General features: G+C 68.9%; 19 protein-coding genes. 11 read left to right on the forward strand and 8 right to left on the reverse strand.

The features are described from left to right. Nucleotides 1-6: 6 nt before the first annotated feature. The 3 genes from brxD to ACQP0P_RS40245 are packed head-to-tail and all read left to right on the forward strand — an operon-like array spanning nucleotide 7 to nucleotide 3,581. Complete coding sequence (gene brxD / locus ACQP0P_RS40235) at nucleotides 7-1,314, forward strand: BREX system ATP-binding protein BrxD (protein WP_433366163.1); 1,308 nt, start codon at nucleotides 7-9, stop codon at nucleotides 1,312-1,314. Continuing rightward, a complete protein-coding gene (locus tag ACQP0P_RS40240) occupies nucleotides 1,311-3,428 on the forward strand; it encodes a DEAD/DEAH box helicase (protein ID WP_433366166.1) in 2,118 nt (705 codons plus the stop codon). The genes brxD and ACQP0P_RS40240 overlap by 4 nt, the downstream gene beginning before the upstream one ends. 6 nt (nucleotides 3,429-3,434) lie before the next feature. Next, nucleotides 3,435-3,581 carry a hypothetical protein gene (locus ACQP0P_RS40245; protein ID WP_433366169.1) on the forward strand — a complete coding sequence of 49 codons (147 nt, stop codon included), beginning with the start codon at nucleotides 3,435-3,437 and terminating at the stop codon, nucleotides 3,579-3,581. A gap of 44 nt (nucleotides 3,582-3,625) precedes the next feature. Here the strand turns inward: ACQP0P_RS40245 and ACQP0P_RS40250 are convergent, their stop codons facing one another. Continuing rightward, the gene (locus ACQP0P_RS40250) at nucleotides 3,626-4,849 is read right to left on the reverse strand and encodes an MFS transporter (protein WP_433366171.1); all 1,224 of its coding nucleotides are present in this window, start codon (nucleotides 4,847-4,849) and stop codon (nucleotides 3,626-3,628) included. Nucleotides 4,850-5,029: 180 nt separating this feature from the next. Between ACQP0P_RS40250 and ACQP0P_RS40255 the strand changes: the two genes are divergently transcribed. From ACQP0P_RS40255 to ACQP0P_RS40270, 4 genes are all read left to right on the forward strand, one after another. Further along, the gene (locus ACQP0P_RS40255; protein WP_433366174.1) at nucleotides 5,030-6,481 is read left to right on the forward strand and encodes a PLP-dependent aminotransferase family protein; all 1,452 of its coding nucleotides are present in this window, start codon (nucleotides 5,030-5,032) and stop codon (nucleotides 6,479-6,481) included. Between the two features lie 176 nt (nucleotides 6,482-6,657). Next, nucleotides 6,658-9,225, forward strand: coding sequence for a NucA/NucB deoxyribonuclease domain-containing protein (locus tag ACQP0P_RS40260; protein ID WP_433366177.1), 2,568 nt, complete (start codon nucleotides 6,658-6,660; stop codon nucleotides 9,223-9,225). A 472-nt stretch (nucleotides 9,226-9,697) separates the two neighbouring features. Beyond that, complete coding sequence (locus ACQP0P_RS40265) at nucleotides 9,698-11,008, forward strand: xylan 1,4-beta-xylosidase (RefSeq protein ID WP_433366179.1); 1,311 nt, start codon at nucleotides 9,698-9,700, stop codon at nucleotides 11,006-11,008. A gap of 161 nt (nucleotides 11,009-11,169) precedes the next feature. Next, the gene (locus ACQP0P_RS40270; protein ID WP_433366182.1) at nucleotides 11,170-11,688 is read left to right on the forward strand and encodes a nitroreductase family protein; all 519 of its coding nucleotides are present in this window, start codon (nucleotides 11,170-11,172) and stop codon (nucleotides 11,686-11,688) included. A gap of 78 nt (nucleotides 11,689-11,766) precedes the next feature. Here ACQP0P_RS40270 and ACQP0P_RS40275 read toward each other — a convergent pair whose 3' ends face one another. The 4 genes from ACQP0P_RS40275 to ACQP0P_RS40290 all read right to left on the reverse strand — a co-directional run bounded on the left by ACQP0P_RS40275 (nucleotide 11,767) and on the right by ACQP0P_RS40290 (nucleotide 14,818). Further along, complete coding sequence (locus tag ACQP0P_RS40275; RefSeq protein ID WP_433366185.1) at nucleotides 11,767-12,708, reverse strand: DUF5996 family protein; 942 nt, start codon at nucleotides 12,706-12,708, stop codon at nucleotides 11,767-11,769. 340 nt (nucleotides 12,709-13,048) lie between these two features. After that, nucleotides 13,049-14,092 carry a hypothetical protein gene (locus ACQP0P_RS40280; protein ID WP_433366188.1) on the reverse strand — a complete coding sequence of 348 codons (1,044 nt, stop codon included), beginning with the start codon at nucleotides 14,090-14,092 and terminating at the stop codon, nucleotides 13,049-13,051. A gap of 221 nt (nucleotides 14,093-14,313) precedes the next feature. After that, nucleotides 14,314-14,565 carry a DUF397 domain-containing protein gene (locus ACQP0P_RS40285; RefSeq protein ID WP_433366191.1) on the reverse strand — a complete coding sequence of 84 codons (252 nt, stop codon included), beginning with the start codon at nucleotides 14,563-14,565 and terminating at the stop codon, nucleotides 14,314-14,316. A gap of 43 nt (nucleotides 14,566-14,608) precedes the next feature. Further along, entirely contained in the window at nucleotides 14,609-14,818 is a 210-nt protein-coding gene (locus tag ACQP0P_RS40290; protein WP_433366193.1) for a Scr1 family TA system antitoxin-like transcriptional regulator, read from the reverse strand. A 198-nt stretch (nucleotides 14,819-15,016) separates the two neighbouring features. Between ACQP0P_RS40290 and ACQP0P_RS40295 the strand changes: the two genes are divergently transcribed. The 4 genes from ACQP0P_RS40295 to ACQP0P_RS40310 all read left to right on the forward strand — a co-directional run bounded on the left by ACQP0P_RS40295 (nucleotide 15,017) and on the right by ACQP0P_RS40310 (nucleotide 21,414). Further along, nucleotides 15,017-15,457 carry an ATP-binding protein gene (locus ACQP0P_RS40295; protein ID WP_433366196.1) on the forward strand — a complete coding sequence of 147 codons (441 nt, stop codon included), beginning with the start codon at nucleotides 15,017-15,019 and terminating at the stop codon, nucleotides 15,455-15,457. Between the two features lie 47 nt (nucleotides 15,458-15,504). Beyond that, a complete protein-coding gene (locus tag ACQP0P_RS40300; protein WP_433366199.1) occupies nucleotides 15,505-16,470 on the forward strand; it encodes a hypothetical protein in 966 nt (321 codons plus the stop codon). A 152-nt stretch (nucleotides 16,471-16,622) separates the two neighbouring features. Beyond that, nucleotides 16,623-17,000: an effector-associated constant component EACC1 gene (locus ACQP0P_RS40305; RefSeq protein WP_433366202.1), complete on the forward strand. Its 378-nt coding sequence runs from the start codon at nucleotides 16,623-16,625 to the stop codon at nucleotides 16,998-17,000. Further along, the gene (locus ACQP0P_RS40310) at nucleotides 16,987-21,414 is read left to right on the forward strand and encodes a caspase, EACC1-associated type (RefSeq protein ID WP_433366205.1); all 4,428 of its coding nucleotides are present in this window, start codon (nucleotides 16,987-16,989) and stop codon (nucleotides 21,412-21,414) included. The genes ACQP0P_RS40305 and ACQP0P_RS40310 overlap by 14 nt, the downstream gene beginning before the upstream one ends. Before the next feature lie 15 nt (nucleotides 21,415-21,429). Here ACQP0P_RS40310 and ACQP0P_RS40315 read toward each other — a convergent pair whose 3' ends face one another. Genes ACQP0P_RS40315 through ACQP0P_RS40325 form a run of 3 tightly spaced genes read right to left on the reverse strand, consistent with a single transcriptional unit; the run spans nucleotide 21,430 to nucleotide 23,435 of the window. Further along, nucleotides 21,430-21,594 carry a hypothetical protein gene (locus tag ACQP0P_RS40315; protein ID WP_433366208.1) on the reverse strand — a complete coding sequence of 55 codons (165 nt, stop codon included), beginning with the start codon at nucleotides 21,592-21,594 and terminating at the stop codon, nucleotides 21,430-21,432. 13 nt (nucleotides 21,595-21,607) lie between these two features. Continuing rightward, entirely contained in the window at nucleotides 21,608-22,225 is a 618-nt protein-coding gene (locus tag ACQP0P_RS40320; RefSeq protein WP_433366211.1) for an RloB family protein, read from the reverse strand. Next, nucleotides 22,185-23,435, reverse strand: a complete 1,251-nt coding sequence (locus ACQP0P_RS40325; protein ID WP_433366214.1) for an AAA family ATPase — start codon at nucleotides 23,433-23,435, stop codon at nucleotides 22,185-22,187. Before ACQP0P_RS40325 ends, ACQP0P_RS40320 begins: the two co-directional genes overlap by 41 nt. Nucleotides 23,436-23,720 lie beyond the last annotated feature (285 nt).

The following is a 23,720-nucleotide window of genomic DNA, read 5'->3' on the forward strand; positions in this document are numbered from 1 at the left end:
GCCGTCGTGACAGCAGACGTGTCGGTGAGCGCCGTCCGGCGGCGCGAGGTGATCGACGCGCTCCGGCAGGGTGCCGTGCCGCAGGCGGGTCTCGACCTGCTCGCGGTCGGCCTCGGCCGGTTCGGCGACACCGTCGGCGACGAGCTGGACACCCTGGCCTCCGGCGGCTCGGTCTTCAAGGCGGTCAGGGGTGAGTACGGCTCGGGGAAGACCTTCTTCACCCGCTGGCTCGCCGAACAGGCCAAGCGCAGGGGCATGGCGACGGCCGAGGTCCAGGTTTCGGAGAACGAGACCCCGCTGCACCGGCTGGAAACCGTCTACCGGCGACTGACCGAACGCCTCTGCACGGCGAGCTACCCGCCCAGCGCCCTGCGGCCCGTCGTGGACGCGTGGTTCTACGTGCTCGAAGAGGACGCGCTCGCCGCCGGCGCCGACCCCTCGGAGCTCGGGCAGGCGGTCGAGGAACTGCTCGCCGAGCGGCTGGCCGGGGTGAGCCGGTCCGCCCCCACCTTCGCGGCGGCCCTGCGCGGTTACCGGGGTGCCTCGGCCGCCGGGGACGCGGCGACCGCCGACGCGATCCTGGCCTGGCTGGGCGGCCAGCCGAACGTCGCCGCCGCCGCACGTCGCACGGCCGGTGTCCGAGGCGATCTCGACCACTTCGGCGCGCTGGGCTTCGTCCAGGGGTTGCTGACCGTGCTGCGCGACTCCGGCCATCCCGGCCTGGTACTCGTGCTGGACGAGGTCGAGACCCTGCAACGGGTCAGGTCCGACGCCCGGGACAAGGCGCTCAACTCGCTGCGGCAGCTCATCGACGAGGTCCACTCGGGCCGCTTCCCCGGCCTCTACCTGCTGATCACCGGGACGCCCGCCTTCTTCGAGGGGCCGCAGGGCGCGCAGCGGCTGGCGCCCCTCGCGCAGCGGCTGGCCACCGACTTCAGCGGAGATCCACGCTTCGACAACCCCCGGGCCATCCAGATCCGGCTACCGGGTTTCACCCTCGACTCCCTCGGCGAGCTGGGGACCAGGGTCCGTGACCTTTACGCCGGTGGAGCCTCCGTACCCGGCCGGATCGCCTCGGTCGTGGACGACGGCTACCTGACGGATCTTGGCCGCGCGGTGACGGGAGAGCTGGGCGGCCAGGTGGGGGTCGCGCCGCGCCTGTTCCTGCGCAAGCTCGTCGACGTCATGGACCGCGTCGACCAGTTCGAGGAGTTCGACCCCCGGCGGCACTACGCGCTCACCCTGGCCGCCTCGGAGCTGACCGAGGTGGAGCGGAACGCGAGGTCGGCGGACACCGTGGAACTGGACCTGTGAACGATCCGGCGCAGCTGCACCCCACGCTGGCGCACCATGTCGTCAACACGCTCGGGTGGCCGTCGCTGCGCCCCCTCCAGCAGCGGGCGCTGGGGCCGCTCGCCTCGGGACAGGACGCCCTGCTGCTCGCGCCCACGGCGGGAGGCAAGACCGAGGCGGCCGCATTCCCGCTGCTGTCGGCGATGGCCGCGCAGCGCTGGACGGGTGTCTCGGTCCTCTACGTGTGCCCGATCAAGGCGCTGCTGAACAACCTGCTGCCCCGGCTGGAGCGGTACGCGGAATGGCTGGGGCGCCGGGTCGCCCTCTGGCACGGCGACGTCACCTCGTCCAGGCGGGCCGCGATCCTGCGCGACCCGCCCGACATCCTGCTCACCACGCCGGAGTCCCTGGAGTCGATGCTCGTCAGTACCAAGGTGGACCACTCGGTGATCTTCGCCGGGCTGAGGGCCGTCGTGGTGGACGAGGTACACGCCTTCGCGGGTGACGACCGGGGCTGGCATCTGCTGTGCGTACTTGAACGACTGACCCGCGTCGCGGGACGTCCGATCCAGCGTGTCGGTCTGTCCGCGACGGTCGGCAACCCCACCGAGTTGCTGGCCTGGCTCCAGGGATCGAGCCGCGGGAACCGTACGGGAGAGGTCATCTCGCCATCCGGCGCATCGTTCGAAGGCTCCCTCGGCGGCCCGCCTCCGGGTGATGTCGAACTCGACCACGTGGGCTCCGTCGCGAACGCGGCCAAGGTCATCGCCGCGCTGCACCAAGGGGAGAAACGGCTCGTCTTCTGTGACTCCCGGCAACTGGTCGAGGAACTGGGCACCCGGCTGCGTGCGCTGGGCGTGACGGTGTTCCTCTCCCATGCCTCGCTGTCCGTCGAGGAACGCCGCCGGGCCGAGCACGCCTTCAGTGAGGGCCGGGACTGCGTCATCGTCGCCACCTCCACCCTTGAGCTGGGCATAGACGTCGGCGACCTGGACCGGGTCATCCAGATCGACGCGCCCTCCACCGTGGCCTCCTTCCTTCAGCGTGTCGGCCGCACCGGGCGGCGCCCCGGCTCCACGCGCAATTGCCTGTTCCTCGCCCTCGACGAGCAGGGACTGCTCCGGGCCTCGGGGCTGCTCCGTCTCTGGGGACGGCACTGGGTCGAGCCGGTCACGCCTCCGCCCGAACCGAGGCACATCGTCGCGCAGCAGCTCCTCGCCCTGTGCCTGCAGGAGTACCGGATCGGAGACCGTACCTGGCCCGAGTGGTGGCCGGGCCTCGAACCCTTCGGTGCCGAGGCGGCACCGATCCTGCGGCACCTCGTCTCGGCGGGGTTCGTCGACACCGACGGTGGCATGCTCTTCATCGGCCCGGCCGCCGAAAAGGCGTTCGGGCACCGCCACTTCATGGAGCTCACCACCGTTTTCACGGCGTCACCGCAGTTCACGGTCCTGCACGGCCGTGCGGAGATCGGTCGCATCGACCCGTCGCTGCTCTGCGACCACCGCGAGGGGCCCCGGCTGCTCCTGCTCGCCGGCCGGAGCTGGCAGGTCACCTGGATCGACTGGAAACGCCGCCGCTGCTTCGTCGAGGCGGCGGAGCGCGGCGGGCGCGCCCGCTGGCAGTCGGGCGGCCTGCCACGGGGGACGTCCTTCCAGCTCATGCAGGCCATCCGGGAAGTGCTCCTGGGCGCGGACCCTCCCGTACGGCTGACCCGTCGCGCCGTCGACGCGCTGGCCGGCGCGCGGGAACGGCATCTGGACGTCGTCCACCCCGGCGGTTCGGTCATCGTGCGCGGGGACGACGTGCGCTGGTGGACCTGGGCCGGGTATCGCGCCAACCTGACCCTGCGGAGCACGCTCGCCTCGGTGGCCGACCCCAGGCAGCAGGTAACCGACGCCTGGCTGCGCCTTCGGACAGACGTGTCCAGGGAAAGCTGGACCTCCGCCCTGCGGGACTCGGCCGAAGGACTGTGCCTGCCGGAACCCGACCCCGGAGCCCTGGAGGGCCTGAAGTTCAACACCGCCCTGCCCGCCCGACTCGCCGAGCGCACCCTGGCCGCCCGCCTGGCGGACTTCGACGGAGCCCACGCCACCTTGAACCAGCAGCACCGGTTCTCCGTCTCCAGCGGCTGAGGTGTCGTGGCGACCTCCGTCTCGCTCGACGACGGCACACCCTTTCGTGACCGGAGCCACCCCGGCTCCGTTCTGCTCCCCGCCGACGGGCACCTCCGCATCACGATCACCATCGGGCACGCCTCCGCCTGCTTCGCCGTGACGCCGCACTGACGACCAAAGGCGGGCGTCCCGCAGAGGGGTTCCGTCACTGCGGTTCAGAGGCGTGATGGGGACGGCCGCCGGGTCCGCAGGGCCCAGCGCACAGCCGGTCCCATGGCCAGGCCGGAGAGCAGGAACAGGCCGCCCAGCACCAGCCAGCCCGGAGTCCCCCAGGTGACGATCAGCGTGGTGAGCAGCAGCGGGCCGAGCATCCTGGCGACCGCCGCACCGGATCCGAAGAAGCCCTGGTACTGGCCCTGCTTGCCGTCCGGGGCGAGGTCGAATCCGATCTCCCAGGCGCCGGAGGCCTGCATCATCTCGCCGAGCACCTGCAGGCAGGCGGCCACGAGCAGGACGAGCCCGGCGACCCACGCCGAGGATCCGGCCGACGACAGGGCGAACACCGCGCATGAGGCGAGCAGCACCGCGCCCGCCCGCCGTACGGACCGGGCGGCGGTCTCCAGGTCACTGACCCGCCGGGCCACCCGTACCTGGAACAGCACGACCCCCAGGGTGTTCAGGACCAGCAGTGCGGCGACCGTCCAGTTCGGGGCCTGGGTCCGCTGGACGATCCACAGCGGGATGACCAGGCTGAGCAGCGGCATGTTCAACAGCGTGATCATGTTGAGGAGGGAGATCAGCGCGTACGGCCGGTCCCTGAGCACCGCCAGCGCCGGCTCGCCCGCTCCGGCGGCCGCCGTGGAGGGCACCGGAGGAAGGCGGAGCAGGATCAGCGCGGAGAGCAGGAAGCTCAGCGCGTCCACCGTCAGGACCGCCAGGTAGGCCGCCGGGGTGTCGAGGTGCAGCGCCGCCCCGCCGAGCGCGGCGCCGACCGCCAGCCCCGCGTTGACCGTCGCCTGCAGGTGGGCCCGGATCCCGGTCCGCCGCGCGCTGTCCACCAGCCCGGCGAGCAGCGCCTGCCTGGCGGCGGCGAGACCGCACTGGGAGATCGCGTACAGGCAGGCGACCAGCACGAACGCCGGGAAGGACCGGACGAACAGGAACGAGCCGACCGCGACGGCGGTGGCGACGGCCAGCAGGACCGCCGTGCCGCGCGGTCCCCGGCGGTCGGCGAGGTGCCCGAGCGGGACCCCCGCCACGAACCCGACGGCCCAGCCGAGTGTCAGCGCGAAGCCGACCTGGGTCGGTGACAGCCCCACGATCCGGATGAAGTAGAGCGCCGAGCACACGTAGTAGGCGCCGTCTCCGATGGAGTTGGTCAGCTGCGCGAGGGCGAGGATCCTGGACGGCCCGGAAGGCGGCATGATCCGGCTGAACATGTGGCTCCTTGGTCGTCACCGACTCGCCACCGCGAGGGACGGGCGTCGGGAGGTCAGGCGAAGGGCGGCAGCGGGAAGGGTGCCCGCCGCGAGGGGAACAGCGTGACTCTACTGAGCGGATTGGCCCCATATAAGATCCAATAGAAGGCAAGGTCATTGGGCCAATACGAGGATGGTCGGGTGGATTTCCATGTGAGCCTCGCCGGGCGTGGCGATCTGTCCGTCCGCATCTACCGGCAGCTTCTGGACGCCGTCCTCGACGGCCGCCTGCGCTCCGGGGAGCGCCTGCCGCCGACCCGCGAGCTGGCGCGACGGCTCGGCGTGTCACGCAACACCGTGGCCGTCGCCTACGAGCGGCTGACCGCCGAGGGCGTCCTCGTCGGTCAGGTCGGCGCGGGCACCTTCGTCTGCGCCGAACCCCTCGGCCGCACCCGCACCCGCTCCCGGACCGCGCCGGCGGGCAGCGGCGTGCGCCCCCGCCACCTCTGGCGGTCCCTGCCCGCCCCGCCGAGCGAACCGGCCACCGAGCCGGTCTACGACTTCAGGGTGGGCGTCCCCGACGCCCGGCTGTTCCCGCTCGAAACGTGGCGCAGGCTCGTCACCCGCGAGCTCCGCCCGGCGCTGGTGCGCTCCACCGGCTACGGCGACCCCTCCGGACACGCGGGCCTGCGGGAGGCTATCGCCCGTCACATCGGGATCTCCCGCTCGGTACGGGCGAGCGCCGCCGACGTGCTCGTCACCCAGGGGGCCCAGCAGGCGCTCGACCTGATCGGCCGCGTGCTGATCGAGCCCGGCTGCCGGGTGGCGGTCGAGGAACCGGGCTACCCGCCGGCCAGGCTGCTGTTCCGGTCACTGGGCGCGCGGGTCACCGGGGTACCGGTCGACGCCGAGGGCCTGGACGTGTCCGCCCTCCCCGACTCCGCCCGCCTCGTCTACGTCACGCCCTCGCACCAGTTCCCGCTGGGCACGCCGATGTCGCTCGGCCGCCGCGCCGCGCTGCTCGAATGGGCCGAGCGGCGGGGTGCCGTGGTGATCGAGGACGACTACGACAGCGAGTTCCGTTTCGAGGACCGCCCGCTGGAACCGCTGCAGAGCCTGGACCGCAGCGGCCACGTCGTCCACGTCGGCTCCTTCTCCAAGACGATGCTGCCGATGCTGCGGCTGGGCTTCCTGATCGCCCCCGCCTCGCTCCAGCCCGCACTCCGCAGGGCCAGGCAGCTCACCGACTGGCACGGCGAGCTTCCCACCCAGGCGGCGCTGGCCGGGTTCATCGGCGAGGGCCTGCTCGGGCGGCACGTCCGCAAGGCGACGCGCGAGTACGCGGTCCGCCGCGAGCGGATCCTCGCCACGCTCCGGCGGGACTTCCGCGACTGGCTGGAGCCGATCCCCTCGGCCGCCGGCCTGCACCTCTGCGCCCACCTGACCTCGGACGCCGGGGTCGACATGGACCGCGTCACGGCGTACGCGAGCCAGGCGGGGATCGCGCTGCAGGACCTCGCCCCCTACTACGGCGAGGCCCCCGCGCGGTCGGGGCTGGTGCTCGGGTACGGCGCCATCCCGGCGGAGCGGATCGAACCGGGCCTACGGCGCCTGGCGGAGAGCTTCCGCGCCGCGGCGGACTCTCAGGATTGATGTTCTTCGGGTGGCTTGGCGACGTCTCCTGTCTAGCGCTGGGCCGAAATCCTTCACCTTTCGGACTGACAATCACTGTCAAATTCTGAAAAATTATGTATTGATGACCAAAATCGTCAATGTTACGTTAATGCCGTTTCGTTTACCGATCTTCCTCAACTGAAGAGGGACGGCACATGGGAAAACGTCGCTCGAAGCGAAAAATTCTGGTCTTAGCACTGGTGGCCGTGCTGGGGGCAGCACTCACGCCACCGGCCATCGCAGAGTCATCCCAGGTCACCCCCTCGGTCACGCCCGCAGCGACCGAGGAGCCGAAGACCGAACGCGAGGTCCGCGTCAGCTTCAGGTACGCCGACGGGACCACGCTCACCGCGGACCGGTTACGGACCAAGGTCGCGAAGGCGACCGAGCCGCTCACACCGGAGCAGGCACAGCGCGAGGCCAAGCAGGTCGCGGTCGCCACCGGTCAGAAGTCCTACCGCGACTCCGCCGAGTTCGGTGACGGCGAAGAGGAAGCGGGCAGGATCGCCGCCCTGGCCGAGCCGCCGGACGAGCCCGACAGCGGCTTCGTCGACACCTGCCTGTCACTGCCGGGTGCGGAGAGCGCGGTCGGCCGTATCCACAACAGGTTCCAGTACTGCCAGCGCGGCACGATGATCTTCGACTACTGGAAGATCCACACCAACAAGCCGCCGGAGCACGAAGGAACGACCGAGGCCAAGTACAACATCATCGGCCTGTCCAGCAACCAGACCCGCAAGGCCCGGATCTACTTCAGGATCGAGAAGGACTCGGTCGACTACGACTGGGGCCTGATCGACAACTGGGTCACCGCGCCCGGCCAGTCCTTCGTCGCGGTCGGCGACTGCCAGGAGTCGCCGACCTACTGCCACGGCGCGTTCTCCGGCATCGACCGCACCTGGAGGGACTGGGATCTCGGAAATTGGGCCAAGTGGGATATCTACTCCCATGAGGACCAGTCCAGTTACCAGGACAAGGTGCTCTACCACAGGTGGTTCATCAGGCTGACCTCCGGTGAGGAGGGAGAGTTCAAGATGATCGACGACGTCCACACTCCCGACCGGATGATCCGCTGTGACTCGGCCGGCTACTTCCAGCACGCCCCGAACGCCTGCGTCTTCAGCGAGGTGCTCCCGCACATCACCTACTCCACCGGCGACCGGGATCTCGAAGTGGTCGCCTTCCACATCAAGACGGCCCAGGACTTCCCCAACGACACCTACCCGCTCCTCGTCCCGCCGGGCGTGCCAAGTCCGCGCGACAAGAAGATGCCGGGCCGCCTGGGCAGCGAGAGCGACCCGGGCCTGCACCGCTACGACCCCGCGAACACCACGGTCGCCAGGTCGAACGAGGCGCACAAGGAGGCCGCCTGCTACCGCACCGGCACCGAGCGGGACTGGTACTTCGACCTGTGGTTGCCCACGCCACCCCAGCCGCCCGGCGAGCAGTGCGACGAGTACCCCTTCGCCTCCACGATCGAGGGCGCCGCACACCCCGACTGGGACTTCTCGGTCCGGCCCGTACCGCAGCGGCAGAACTCCGTCGCGGGCGGCAGGCTGCGTGCCTACTACACCGGCGACCGCATCCTGCACACCTCGACCGATCCCAACGCGCCCGTCCAGGACGAGTTCTGGGTGAACATCACCGACGGCGGCAGCGGCGGCTCGCTACCCGCCCCCGTCAACGAACCGCCCACGGTCAACGCCGGGCCCGATGTCACCGGTGACGAGGGTGCCCGCATCACGCTCAACGGCTACGCCCACGACCGCGAGTCCACACCCGCCCTGACCTGGACCGTGAGCCCCGTCTCCGGCACCGACGCGGGCGCCGCCTGCGTGGTGGCCGACCCGCACGCCGCCCGCACCACCGTCACGTGCAACGACGACGGTGAGTTCGTGGCGACGCTGACGGCCGGCGACGGTGTCAACGGCCCGGTCAGTGACCGCGCGAGCGTGACCGTACGCAACGTCGCCCCCAGGGTCTCCGGCTCCGGCGGCTCGCTGCGCGGCTCGGCGACCGCCGACCTCAACGGCTTCGGCCCCGAACCGTGGTCGGTCTACCGCGCCGGCACCGCCGGCACCGACGTCACCGTCACCGTGCCGGTCAGCGACCCCGGCACGAACGACAGCCACACCTGCGTGGTCGTCTGGGACGACGGGGTCAGGGAGGAGTTCGCCGCCACGGGCAAGCGCTGCGACCGCACGCACCGCTACGCCCACCCCGGCATGTACACGATCAGCGTCACCGTCACCGACGACGACCTGGGCACCAGGAACCGGCAGACCATGGTGGTGGCCTACGACCCCGACGCCGGATTCGCCACCGGCGGCGGCCACCTCGCCTCGCCCGCCCCCATCGAGGGCAAGGCACACTTCCAGTTCAACCCGAAGTACCTGCCCGCCGACCAGGGGCCTGAGCCGGGCAACGGCAAGGTCACCGTCCGCGTGCAGGGAACGGACTTCAAGCTCAGATCGGACCGGCTCGAATGGCTGGTCGTGACCCCCGACGACCGGCTCGCGGTGAAGGGCGAAACGGCGGACGGGCGAGGCTTCGTCCTGTACGGCCACGATCCCGGACGGCTCAGGCTCGTGGTGTGGGACCTGAAGACCGGGGCCTACCCGGTACGGGCCAAGCTTTACGACAACCGGCCTTCGCTGGAGTACGACCTGGACCTGGCCGATCCCCAGGAGATCACCGCGGGATCGGTGCAGGTGCACAACTGACCGCTGATCCGATCTGAGGGCCCGCCTCGTTCGCTGACCAAGGCGTCCGGGGCGGGCTCTCGTACTGCCACTGAAGTGCGGTGTATTCGCAGGCCGCGATCCGAGTGGAAGATCACCCCGTCCCCTCGACGCCCCGCGTCGCGACCGCCGTCCGCGGGGAGGCGACCGTCAGCGCGGCATCATGGTGCTCGGACATCGCGTAGCCGGCGAGAGAACAGGTCCTCGGCCCGGCTCACGACGACACCGCGAAGGCGGTGACGGCCCGCGGTGACCGGCGAGCACGCCCGCCTTCCGGATCCGTCATAACGTTTGCCGGCGAACCGCTTTCCCATACGCCGCTTTTACTCGGCCTGTGGAACCCTCTGGGCACAGCAGACGGCGAAGATCGAGTGGGGATCAGGTGGCATCGAGTACTGGGGGATCGACATGGTGGCGTCCTGGGCGGGCGGTCGCCTCAGCCGCGGGAGCCGTCATGACGGCGATGCTGGCGGCGAGTTGTTCCTTCGGCGGTACTCCGGACCGGGGGGCTCCCGACGCGCGGCAGGCCGACGCCCCCTCAACCGCGGCGTCCAACAGCACGATTCAGAAAGCGCCGGCCGTGGACCCCGGATGGCCTCGTTGGGGGTTCACCCACACGGGGGTCAGCGCCAACAACGTCACCCCGCAGTTCGAGCAGGAGGTGAGCCGGAGGCTCGCCCAGACCCCGATGCTGCAGAACCAGCACATCATGGGGTTCGGGGCGCTCAACCCCCAACCGCGCCCGCAGGAGTTCTACTGGGAGGACCTGGACAGCCGGACGAACCTGATGAGGCAGTCCGGCGGCACACAGATCATCACGCTCTGCTGCGCCCCTGACTGGATGAAGGGCGGCCCCGAGGGCCCGACCTCGGACTCGGCCTGGGCCGAGCACCTGGAGGACGCCCCCTATCCCAAGCATTTCGACGACTTCGCCAAGCTGTCGGCGACCGTCGCCGCGAAGTACCGCGACGTCGAGTACTTCATGGTCTGGAACGAGTTCAAGGGCTTCTGGAAGGACCACTCCAAACCCGCGGACTTCAAGGGCTACACCGACCTCTACAACAAGGTCTACGACGCGGTGAAGGCGGTCCGGCCCGACGCCAAGATCGGCGGCCCCTACCTCGGCTTCGACAGCAACAGGACCGGCAAGTCCGAGCTGCGGGGCAGCTGGGGAGTCGTCAACCAGAACGCCCTGGACGCTTTCAACTACTGGTTCGAGAACAAGAAGGGCGCCGACTTCATCGTGGTCGACGGCGCCTCGCTGACCGACGCCCACGAGTTGCTGCCCGACGCGTTCGGAGCGCTGAGCAAGTTCAGCGCGGTCACCACCTGGCTGCGCGACAAGACCGGCGACCTGCCCATCTGGTGGTCGGAGTGGTACTTCGTCCCCGAGGACAACACCACCTGGCCGGAGCCGATGCGGCTCGCCGTCCAGGCCGCCTCGATGATCGAGTTCGCCAGGAGCGGCGCCGCCACCGCGCTGTACTGGAATCCGCAGGTCAAGCAGGGCACCTGCCAGGGCTGCATGTGGGACCCGCGGACCGGTGCCGAGCTCCCGACCGGCAAGCTGGTGGCCGACTTCACCACCTGGTTCCCGGCCGGGGCCGAACTGGAGCACGTCACCTCCTCCGACCCCAAGGTCCGGGTGCTCGCGCAGCCGCGGCGACTGCTGATGGTCAACACCACCGACGCGAAGATCACCACGACCGTGGACGGCACGTCGTTCACCCTCCGGCCCTACGAGATCAAGTGGAGCGACCGCTAGCCTCAGGACGGGGCCGTCATCGGCGTACGGATACCACCGGCCTTCCAGACCCACCGCCGCGCCTGCTCGCGGCGGGACGATCGTCCAGGCTGACCGGCGGTCGCGAGGCCGAACCGGTCTTTCGAGATGATGAGCGCAGGACGCTGTGCGGGATCGGGGAGATGAGCGTGGGGCAGAGGGGCGGGCCGTTGCGGGCCACCAGATGGTTCGCCGGCACACCGGTGCCGACCGGCGACATCGTGCGGGTGCTGGAGGCGGCTCGCTGGACCGGGTCGGCGCGCAACCGCCAGCCGTGGAGGTTCGTCGTGGTCAGGGATCGCGGCCTGCAGCAGAGGTTGAGCCTGCTGGGAGGCTACGCGGCTCACCTGGCCACCGCTCCAGTGGTCGTCCTGCTCGCGGTGGACCACGGCACGGGTGGCGAGGACGCGGAGTTCGACGCGGGCCGGGCCGCCCAGAACCTCATGCTCGCCGCGCACGACCTCGGCCTGGGCAGCTGCCCGGCCTCGTTCTTCCCCGCCTCCAACGCCGAGCGGGCCGGCCGGCTGGTCGGCGTCGAGGCTCCGTGGCAGGTCAGGACCGCCATCTCCCTCGGCTACCCCGCACCCGCGCCTCGCGGCAGGTCCGCGATCCCCTCGGGCCGCCTGCCGCTGGACGAGCTGGTCCGCTGGATCGGCCCCTGAGCGGATGCCCGCTCACCGGGTGCCGTAAGTCGCGGCTGCCATCGCCGCTGTCGAGGACGTCGAGGACGGTGCAGCCGGTCAGGGTCCGGTTCTCAGTTTCGGGTCGGTGATCCCCCCTGGGCAGGCGAGCCTGGCGATGTCCCAACCGGCACGCCGGGCTCCGGCCTGGTAGGCGCTCTCGTAGAAGGCCAGGACCGCGGCGCGCGGATCGGCCGCCGATCGGGCGTCGGCGTAGCGCAGCACTGCCAGATGGCCGCCGCGCTGCTCGATCCACTCCGCGGCCTCGGGGCTGAGCGGTTCGTTCTCCAGCCCTCCGGGCTCGGGGGCGGTGTACGAGTAGAAGGCGGGCTCGGGGAAGGTGTCGTCGCCGAACCAGAAGCCGGAGCTGATCACCTCTCGCGAGTAGGCCTCCCGCGTCACCGAGTCGACCGAGGGCGGCTGGTCGACCCGGCGTTCGGAGAAGCGGCTGCAGGCGATGTCGAAGGTGTGCCAGAAGTGGTGCACCGGGCTGATCTTCCCCGAGAAGCCCGCGGCGAACTCCTCCAGCACCAGGTTCACCTGGCTCAGCACCTGCCAGTAGCGAATGACCATGACGGGGTCGTAGGCCGCGTGCTCGGTGTCCTCGACGAACGGCCGCCCGGAGTCGGGCAGGTCGAACGGCCACGGTATGTCCAGGTCCACCTGCACGTCCAGCTCCGCCAGCGCCAGCATGACCCGGTGGTAGAAGGACGCCACCGATTGGCCGTAGAGCGGGAACGACGCCGCCCGGCCGTCCAGCGCGGTGACGAGCAGTTGGTGGCCGACGAAGTCGAAGTCGATCGTGAAGATCGGGTTGCCGTCCGCCTGCCCCATCGGCCGGGTGGTGAGCCCTCGGCCGGTGAGATGGAACGGCACGCTCCACCAGTGGTTGCGCCGGACCCCGGCGGCGAGCCGGATCTTGCCCACCACCTGGCAGAACCGGTGCAGCGTGGCCTTGGTGTCCCGCCACTCGTCCAGCGGTATCGGGGCGAACAACTCCATGACGCCACCATTCCCGCAGCGTGCGCACCAGGAACCATGAAGAGCAAGATCTTCATCGGGCCGCGTCGTCGGGCTGCTGGGGAACACCCACGAGCAGCCCCAGGCTCTGGCGACTCCGATCGTCGACCGGGAGCAGAACCACGGCTGGGCAGCCGCAGCCGGCCCCGCTGCTCGCCGGACTGCGCGAGGTGCTGCCCTGGGTCCGCCGGTGGCACGGCGAGCTGCTTCGGCGATGACTTCTCGCGCATCCGTTTGTCAGCCCGGGGTCGGGCCGCGGCCGGTGCGGCTCGCGCGAGCCGCACCGGCGGTCAGCGACGGCCGGGTGTGCCCGGCCGGGCCGTCAGCCGCATGGGACTCTGTAGGGGCGGCTCTGCGAGACGACGGTGCCGTCGGAGCCGGCGATCTCCAGGCGCCACGCGCCCGACTCGCCCATGGGAGCGGTCCACGTTTTACTGACGCTCTGACGGCCGGGGCTGTTGTCGGTGGTGAAGGACAGGGGCTTCCACGGGTCACGAACCCACTCATCCTCCCCCAAGGACTGATGCGCCCAGGTGTAGGACATCTGCCCCACCGCGTTGCTCTCGATGTAGCCGTCCATCTTGTACTTGAAGTCAACCCCGGTTCTGCAGTTGCCGGCGACGGTCATCATCGAGGTGAACTCCGCCTTCACACAGACCGTCCGGTAGTGCACACTCTCGCTTCTCGCGCTGCCGGGGCTGACGACCTGCACTTCGACGGTGTTTCCCATGTTGGTGCCCGGGATGGGAAGGCGTTGAAAAGGCGCGCTGACGGTCTTGGTGCCGGGTTCGGTGAACACGATCTCGCGTTCGTCCTCCAGACCCGGCAACGGCCAACTGTAGAAACCCTTCCAGCGGTAGCGGACCGTCTGCGCGATCGGCGAGCTGATCTGCGCGCTGACCGTGTGCACGACGTCGGAGCCACAGCGGCCGATGTAGTCGGTCGCGGGCTGGATCTGCGCCTGAGTCGGGACGGGGTCGATGCAGCCCAGCGTATAGGCGACGGCTGTCTGCGCCTGGTTGGCGCCGGTCACCGTGACGGTCTGGCTCCGCGGGCCCATGCCGTAGTAGTGGTAGGTGACTCCGGTGACCGTCTGCGTCCCGGCCTCGGTGAAGGTCAGCTGCCCCCTCTGGCCCCCCCAGCCCGAATCCCACTGGTAGGTCACAGTGCCGGGTCCGTCGGCGGTGATCGCGGCGCTGGCGGCGAACCGCACCCCCGGCGAACACACGCCGCTGAACGACGGCGGCTCCACCCCGACCGGAGCCACCGAGACCACCGGGTCATCCGCCAGCGCGTCGGCCTGAGCCGGGACCGCCCCGGCCAGCAACAGCGCGGCCGCCGACAACAGGACACTCCATAACCGCATATCTCGTCCTTTCAGGAGGTAACGAGACCATCCTGCGGGCGAGGACTTGCAGCGTGATGAGAAGCCGCTGGGATCGAAGGTGACAGCAAGGAGACAGCCGGGTCTGGTCAGATCCGCGCTTGGTGGCCTTGCGTCATCCGCCTCTCTGGTGCGATGACAGAGACGTACGGGAAAGACCCCGGCAACGACCAGGCACTTTCCCGTACGTCGGGGAACGAGGATCAGAAGTCGAACTCGCCCTTCTTGGCCCCGTCCACGAACGCGTCCCACACACTCGCACTCACCACGAACGGCGCCTGCCCCGGGGCCTCGGTGTCCCGCAGCCCCACCCGACCACCCGACAACGGAGCCACCTCCAGGCAATCACCCTGGTCGGGGCCGCTCTTGGTGGCCTTACAGAATCCGAAAGCTCGGCGTGACACGTGATCATGCCGCTGACCTGCAGAGATGGGCCGCCTTTGGGTAACGTTCACCTTTGATCGTCAGTACGCCAGGCTGCGGTCTTCAGCTCATCACTCAGGTCCACAGTTTCTCCGCCTCCCTGATCAACTCGATGGACATGCGCTGAGGTTGCGCCTCGGCTCGCAAGGCGTCATACCTGCTATGGATAGCTTCGACATCTTCTGGGCGGTTTGTCACGTGCCCATGGATTGCGGACTGGATATACGCCGTATCCGGACTCCCTGAAAGCTGCGCGACCACGAAGCTACCGAGGATTCCCGTCATCACCCCCCAATGCCACCTGCCCAGCGGTCCCCCGAACACCCCCCACTGCTCTCCCCCGAGCAGCTCCCCGCCCCCGGCCGACACCGGCAGCCGGAGCCGCCCGTGGCCACGGCCGCCGTGCCGTACCGGCGAGGACGGCCGCCGGGTCCCCGTCCCCCCCTCCGGCAAGCACGCCCCGTACCGGCAGGGGGCGACGGCATGAACGGACGCGAGCCCCAGCCCCGGCAGAGCGGACGACACCGGCGCGGGACCGTCACCGAGCAGGTCGCCCCTCAGCCCTGGGACCCGGCCGAACGGGCCGCCGCCGAGCAACTCGACCAGATCGAGCCCGCCTGGACCGTCTGGTACGGCCCCGGCACCCGGCACTTCCACGCCGTCGCAGTCTGGCCCACTCCCGAACCCCTGACCCTGCGAGCCCGCACCGCCGACGAGTTCCAGGTCCAGGTCACCGACCGGGGCACCGGACAGCCCCGCCACCTCACCCTCGATCCCGAGTCCCTGCACGGCCGCGGCCTGACCATCGTCAGGGCCCTGGCACACGACACCGGCGTCACCCCCCTCCCCGACCGCCCCGGCAAAACCGTCTGGGCCCGCTGGCGTCTTCCCCGTCAAACCACGGCTACCCAGGCATCGTCCTGAACCTCAGGAGCCGCTCGGCGCGTTCGCGCAAGCGTCCGAAATCAGCGATGTGCGATGCGATTGATATCACGCCGCCGCCCGAACCGAGGCACATCGTCGCGCAGCAGCTCCTCGCCCTGTGCCTGCAGGAGTACCGGATCGGAGACCGTACCTGGCCCGAGTGGTGGCCGGGCCTCGAACCCTTCGGTGCCGAGGCGGCACCGATCCTGCGGCACCTCGTCTCGGCGGGGTTCGTCGACACCGACGGTGGCATGCTCTTCATCGGCCCGGCCGCAGAAAAGGCGTTCGGGCACCGCCACTTCATGGAGCTCACCACCGTTTTCACGGCGTCACCGCAGTTCACGGTCCTGCACGGCCGTGCGGAGATCGGTCGCATCGACCCGTCGCTGCTCTGCGACCACCGCGAGGGGCCCCGGCTGCTCCTGCTCGCCGGCCGGAGCTGGCAGGTCACCTGGATCGACTGGAAACGCCGCCGCTGCTTCGTCGAGGCGGCGGAGCGCGGCGGGCGCGCCCGCTGGCAGTCGGGCGGCCTGCCACGGGGGACGTCCTTCCAGCTCATGCAGGCCATCCGGGAAGTGCTCCTGGGCGCGGACCCTCCCGTACGGCTGACCCGCCGCGCCGTCGACGCGCTGGCCGGCGCGCGGGAACGGCATCTGGACGTCGTCCACCCCGGCGGTTCGGTCATCGTGCGCGGGGACGACGTGCGCTGGTGGACCTGGGCCGGGTATCGCGCCAACCTGACCCTGCGGAGCACGCTCGCCTCGGTGGCCGACCCCAGGCAGCAGGTAACCGACGCCTGGCTGCGCCTTCGGACAGACGTGTCCAGGGAAAGCTGGACCTCCGCCCTGCGGGACTCGGCCGAAGGACTGTGCCTGCCGGAACCCGACCCCGGAGCCCTGGAGGGCCTGAAGTTCAACACCGCCCTGCCCGCCCGCCTGGCGGACTTCGACGGAGCCCACGCCACCTTGAACCAGCGGCACCGTTTCTCCGTCCCCAAACTTGACGTTGATTGAGATCCGCGAAAACGCCGAAGGCGGTGACTTTCCATAGGGCCTAGGTCAGACTGGTGGACATACGAGCGAGAGGAAACCGCGTCGAGTTACGCGGTGGTCGCAACAGCGGTGCGGGGGCCCAGGAATTCTGGAGTGCCAACTTGGACGTGCTGGTGACTGTCACAGCCGAGAACTCCGCGGACGAACTCCGTAATCTGTACTCCTGGTTGAAGGAAGAGCCCGAGCTGCGCGGACAGGTGCGGGTCAGGGAGGGTGCCCCACCACCCGGTGCCCTCGGTCCCGTGGTCGACGGGCTGCAGGTCGCCCTTGGTGCGGGAGGGGCGGGGACCGCACCGGCGGGTGTGCTGATCGCCTGGCTGAGAACCCGCGGCGAAGAAGTGAATCTGACCCTGACCCGCGGTGAGAACGAGACTCGCGTGGAGGTGACCGCCAAGGGGGGCAAGGCTCTGAATCCGGTCGAGACACGGGCGCTCACCACGCAACTGGTCGAGGTGCCCAAGCGCACCGAGGCCCGTGATGGCGACGACTGAAGCGCTTCCCGGCCTGCTGCTCGCCGCACCGGGCGCCCAGGTCCTCCTGATCGGCTCGGGAACATACCCGGCCGGCTCCCGCCTGCCCGATGTTCCCGCCGTCCCCGGCACCATCAGAGATCTCGGGCAGTGCCTGATCGACCACGCGGGGCTGGACCCGGCCAATCTGACCATGCTGATCGACCCCTCCGACCCGCGGGAACTCGGCGCCGCCCTGGTCCAGGCGGCACAGCGGGCGCGAAGCGCGCTGTTCGTCTACTACGTGGGCCACGGCCTGGTCAGCAGTCACAACGAGCTTCATCTGGCCACCCGTTCGACCGTCGATCTCACCAAGGGGATTCCCAGCCACCAGGCCCTGCCCTACTCGGTCGTCCGGGAGGTCGTCGCCGACTCCCCGGCCCGTCTGACGCTCATCGCGTTGGACTGCTGCTTCGCCGGTCGGGCACAGGGGACCACCGGCCGCGCCGACCTCGACCAGGTCTTCGATACCGCCCGGCAAGGCATGTACCTCCTGACCTCCACCAACAGGGACGAGGCCGCATGGGCCCCCGAGGGACGGCGGCACACCGCCTTCACCGGTGCCCTCATCCACCTGCTGACCGGTGGAGACCCCACGGCCCCACCGCTGCTGACCCTGGACGATCTCTACAGGTCACTGTCCCGCACTCTTCCCGAGCAGGGTTTTCCCCGGCCTCGGCGCCAGGCCGCCGACTACGGAGACCGGCAGCCGATTGTCCCCAACCCCGCCTACCGGAGCAGATCTCCGGATGCCCCGAGGGAGCAGGTGGGAGATTTCAGCCCCTACCGGGGGCTGGCCGCTTTCGGCCCGGAGGACGCCGGGTTCTTCTTCGGCCGCACCGATCTCATCACCGCCCTGGTCGACCGGGTGACCGAACACCCTTCCCAGGCAGGGCCGCTCGTGGTGATCGGACCGTCCGGGTCGGGCAAGTCGTCACTGCTCCGTGCCGGTCTGGTCCCCGCCCTCCAGCGGGCACCACACTCCGGCGAGACCGGCACCCAATTCATGACCTTGAGCCCCGGTGACGATCCGGTGGGCATGCTCGCCAAGCGGTTCGCCGTTCCCGGCGGCTCCTCTCCCGAGGAGCTCCGGCGACGGCTCCAGGATCAGCCCGGTCATCTCGGTGAGACGCTCGGCCAGATCCTCGGCGACCGGGCCGAGCGTCCGGTCATCATCGTCGACCAGTTCGAGGAGGTTTTCACCGCCTGTCCCGACGAACACCAGCGTCGAATCTTCGTCGAGGCACTGCACTCCGTATCCGCCGGTTCCGGGGGTGACGTCCCGGCCGTGGTCGTCATCGGAGTGCGGGCCGACTTCTACGGACACTGCACGGCCCATCCGGAACTCCTGTCCGCCCTGGACCACCCCCTGGTCGTCGGCCCGATGACGACGGCACAGCTACGTGAGGCCGTCGAAGGACCGGCCGCGCTGACGGGGCTGATCCTGGAAGACGGGCTCGTCGACCTCCTTCTGGAGGATCTCGGGACCGGCGCGCAGCTCAGCGCGATGGGAATGGGCGGCGTTCTCCCCCTTCTCTCCCACGCCCTGCTGGCGACCTGGCAGAACCGGGAGGGGCGGACCCTGACCCTGGCCGGATACCGCACGACCGGGGGAATCGCCAGGTCACTGGCGCAGACCGCCGACACCACCCTGGGGGACCTCGACTCCGCGAGCCATCGGACCGCCCGGCGGCTCCTGCCCCGCCTGGTACGGCTCGGCGAAGGCACCGAGAGCACCCGGCGCACGGTCCCCCTGGCCGATCTGCTTCCACCGGCCGCCGCGCCGGGGCACGTCGAGGCACGGCAGGTCCTCGACCGTTTCGTCCGCGCCCGGCTGGTGACGGTTGACGAGGACAGCGTGCAACTCACCCACGAGGCCCTCATCCGCGCCTGGCCCCAGCTACGTCTCTGGATCGAGGAGGATCGCGCCACCTTGCTGGTGCTCCAGCAGCTCGGTGAGAGCGCCCGTGAATGGGCCCGGCATGACCGCGACCCCGCCTTCCTCTACCAGGGCACCCGTCTCCTCGCGGCTCAGCAGGCCCGTACCCGCGGGGAGGGCGACTCCCCGCGCCACCACGTCACGCTGACCGCGACCGAGCAGGCGTTCCTCGACGCGGGTTCGGCGTCGATGAGGCGGCGGGGGCGGCAGCGTCGGCTGATCCTGACGGTGCTGACCGGACTGCTGGTCGTCGCCCTGGCAGCCGCGGGTCTGGCCGAGAGCCGGCGCCGGGTGGCCGACGAGCAGACCGCCGCGGCACGCGCCCAGCGAGACCGCGTCGTCGCCAGCCTCGTCGCCGCTCGCGCAGGCGTCCTGCGGCCCACCGATCCGGTGAACGCCACCCTGCTCAGCATCGCCTCCTGGCGGCTCGGGCAGGTTCCGGAGGCCCGGGGCAGCCTGTACGAGGCACTGGATCAGCTGGAACGGTCCGTGGTCACCGTCCCCGGCGCGGTCGTGTACGAGCTCAGCCGGGACGGCACGGAACTCGTCGCCTTCGGACCGGACGGTGGCGGCGTCTGGGACGCCGCCACGGGCAGGCGGCTGCGAACGCTGAGCGGCTCCGGCTCGAACGTCACCGTGCCGATGAGCAGGGGCGCCGCAGCGGGGAGGTCGTTCAAGGCCGTCACGCTCAGTCCGGACGGCCACACGCTGGCGGTCGTCACCCCGAAGGGCAGGGTGCGGCTCTGGGACACCGAAACAGACAGTCAGGTGGGCGCCGAGTTCGGCTCCGAGGTCAAGGCGGTGGAGTTCAGTCCCGGCGGAAAACGGCTGATCCTCGACAGGGGAGAGCCCGAATGGTTGGCGTTCGATCTGGAGGTCTGGGACGTGGCCCGGCAGGTCATGCTCCACAGGACCCTCTCAAGTCGGCGACTGGTCACGTTCAGCCCCGACGACCGGCTGGCGGCCCACTTCGACCTGGACGGGAACACCGTCGTCTGGGACCTGGTCTCGGGGAAGAAACGTCTCACTCTGGGAACGAGGCCAACGGGAAGCGAGGCGATAAATACTGACACATTGGGAATAGCCTTCAGCCCCAGTGGAAAGTACCTGGCCGTTGCCGGCCACAGTAGCGGCCCGCGACTGTGGGACCTCGGCACCCGGCAGGTCTACCAGGACGAATACGGCGTTGACGGCTACAGCGTTAACGACTACGACGGGGTCGGCGTGGCCATGCTGCGCTTCAGCTCCGATGGACGGTTCCTCGCCGGATTCGACGACGACAGAGCCGTGTGCCTGTGGCGCGTCGCCGATCACGCTCTGCTCCAGCGCTACAAGCCCGCCTACGAGGAGGTCTTCGACTTCCGGTTCACTCCGGACGCCTCCGCGCTCAGGCTGGTGGGCGACGACGGTGCCGTACTCACTCTTGACCTGCGCGCCGACAGCCACCCGACGATCGTCGAAGGAGCGTCGCTGAGCCGCGACGGCTCAACGGTCGTCTCGGTGGGAGACACCGGCACCACCCTGCTCGACTCACGCAGCCGCAAACCGATCGGGTCGATCCCCAACAACGCCTTCGACACGCTGGAGGTCGGACCCGGCGCACGGATCGTGGCGTTGCAGAAGGGCTCCCGCGTGACACTGGCCAAACCCGCGGGCCAGGCACCGGTGGTCTTCGACCTACCCGGCAAGGCGCCGTACGGACGCTGGCAGTACTTTCTGCGCGGCATGACGTTCAGTCCCGACGGAAAGAGCATCGCCTTCGTCACCGGTGACGACACCAAGCCCAGGCAGACGGTCCTGCTGTACGACGTCGCGACCGGGCGGCGACTCCACTCGATCGAGGTCGATCGCATCGACAGGCCGAGCGGGATGTTGGCCTTCCAACCGGGTGGCCGGCTGCTCGCACTCGGCACCTACCCCGGACGCGCACTCGACCTGACCTCAGGCAAGGTCCTTCCGGAAGAGTTCGGCCCGGGGACGAACCAGATAGGCGCACTGGCCTTCAGCCCCGGCGGCGACTTGATCGCCGTCGGCGGCAACGACGGCCAGGTCACCTTCTGGGACGCGACCACGTTCAGACGGGTCGGGCTCAGCCTCCGCGGTCACAAGAACGGCGTCGCCTCGCTCGCCTTCTCCAGCAGGGACGATCTGCTCGCCGTCGCGGCATCCGACGGCGTGCGGATCTGGGACGTCGCGAGCCGGCGCCAGCTAGGTCTCCCGCTGACCACCCTGGGAGGTGACGTGACCTTCGCCCCCGATGGGTCGGCCCTGTACACGACCGGAAGGACCGAGGAGGAGGAGACCTGGCTCTCCACCTTTCCCACAGATCCGGAGCAGGCAACCGCCACGCTCTGCGCCCGGGTGGGAACCACTCTCTCAAGGAAGGAGTGGACGAGACTCATCCCCGAATCGCCCTACCGCGAGATCTGCCCGAAGGGCGCGGCGGGGATCAGCTAGGCGGTGTCCGCTCGGTCATGGGATGGCTCCCCCAGGACACCCCTGTTTGAGGGCGTCCACCACCGGCACGTTGTCGGTGCTGTCGGCCGTCGCGGTGACCACCGGCACACCGATGGAAGCGCCGGCTTCGGCCGTGACCGCCGAGGTCTCCCCGCTCCGTGCGATGAGGGCGATCGGCAATCCCGCTGGGATCTTACTTCTGGCGTCCCGCACCCTGCTTTTCGCGAATGCCGGAGACCAGCTCCCAGACATTTGTCGAAGGGTTCTTCAACGGATTCCTGCCGTCCGGGCTAAGTTTTTGCGCCCTGTCGCACGCTGCGCCGACCCCGGCCGAGAAATCGGAGAACCTGGTGTTTTTCTCACTCCAGGAGGGGACGATCTTTTTCAGTTTTTTCTTGGCGGCATCGGCCGATTGAAACGGCCTCGCGCAGTCGGCGTGGTGAAGGATCAGCCAGAGTTCGAAGCACGGCGTGGAAAGACCCAGTCTGACCCTGCCGCTCTTCCCTGCTTCGCGCGTCATCTCGGCGGTGAGCTCCCCGTCCAGTTCTGTATCCAGGATGCACCAGACGGCATCGTAATCACTCGACACACGATCGACAGCTTCACGTACCTTAGCGAGATGATCACCCTTGGGGACGTCCACATCGATCTGAGGGCCACGTCGGGAGCGCATACCCGTGAAATAGTCTTTCTCGGTTTTCCCTTCGCACAGGATCAGGAAGGTAGAGCGTTCTTCTTTGGTCCCCTTTTTACCTCCCTTCAGGTTGGTCTCAGTGCTGATCTTCGTAGACTTGGATGTCTGGGGGGACATCGCCTACCTCTCCGCGCCTTGAGAGCGCAGTGGCGAAGAGCTCGTCATTGACGATGGGGACGGCGCCATAGCGGCCGGCCATGTATCTGCGCTCCCGGTTCTCGTCCCGGCGCGGCTTGAACTCGGAAAGCGGGAACAACTCCGTCGCACCGCATTCGTCCTTCTCCGTGAACCAGACGTGGTCTCGATGAAGCACTTCCTCGCCCTGGATCCGGCCGAGCAGCGTGGCGTCGTGGCTGGTGAAGACGAGCTGGGCACCCAGAGGATTGGTCGAGGGTTCCCTGAAGAGCTTGACCAGTTGAGCCGACAGGTACGGATGCAGACTCGCGTCGAGCTCGTCCACGATGAGAAGGGTCCCTCGATCGAGTGATCTGAAGACCGGGATCCCCATTTCATAGAGGGCCCTGGTGCCGAAGGATTGGTCTCTTAAACTCAAGGGGAATGTGCCGTTTTCTCCCCTGTGTTGGAAGAACACTTCCTTACGCCGTTGCAGTGAGTACCTTTCGGGTCTTCCCACCCGAGAGAGCCCTTCCAGGCGAGCGGTTCGCTCGGCGAACTCCTCGTCCGTCTCATCGACGATCTCGGCCGACTCGATTCCGGTGTCCGCAGCCTGCAACAGCGACGTCAGACGATCGAGATAACCCGAGCGGTCAAGGGACTCGACGCTACGAAGGAGGTGCGTCATCGCGGGCTTGCGATCCAGGACACCGACGAACCAGTCGTAAACCGGCCTGACCAGACCCTGCTTCGATCGCGCCGCGACGGACAGGAAGAGCACGTTCGAATCCGTGATGCCTTCCACCTGCCTCATGGACTCCGGAGAGTGCTCTCCATACGAGTAGGTGTCCGAGTTCCGATGGAAAATCGTGCGTTTCCGCCCCACTGGATAGCTGTACATCCACTCCTCGGTCACCTGCGTGTCGTCGACCGAGAATCCGTAGGTGTAGCGAGTCCTCTCAAGGAGGAGATCGACCACGTAGGTGGACGGCTCTTCCCGCATCGCGGGATTCAGAGCGAAGGGGGATCGCTGGATGCCGGCGCCCGGCTCGCTCTCCCTGAGGGAGCCTCGCACCAGGTTTCGCATGTAGACCAGCGCATCGATGACGTTGGACTTGCCGGAGGCGTTGGGGCCGAAGAGCCCGACCACGGGGACGCACTCCCAGTCAACGTCGGCCGGACTGTCGGAACTGTAGTTGAGAGTCAGCAACAACTGCTGTTCATCGCGGAGCGATCGGTGGTTGGCCGTACGGAAACTTAGCAACATTGACGTGCCGACCTCCTTCCCACAGGGGATCTACCCTCAGTCGTGCGGAAGAACCGCACGAATGAGCGTGAGCAACTGTACGGGACCAACCATCCGATTGTCCGGAAGATCAACAGGTCGACATCTACCGCGAAGAAGCGGCGACGCACGACCTCGCCTTTTGCGCACTCGACAAAAACAGGAAAACAGCCTTCGAAACTACCTAAATAGGATTTTTAGTCATATAGCATG

Origin of the sequence: Streptosporangium sp. CA-115845 (assembly GCF_050943795.1) — a bacterium.
Taxonomy (GTDB): domain Bacteria; phylum Actinomycetota; class Actinomycetes; order Streptosporangiales; family Streptosporangiaceae; genus Streptosporangium.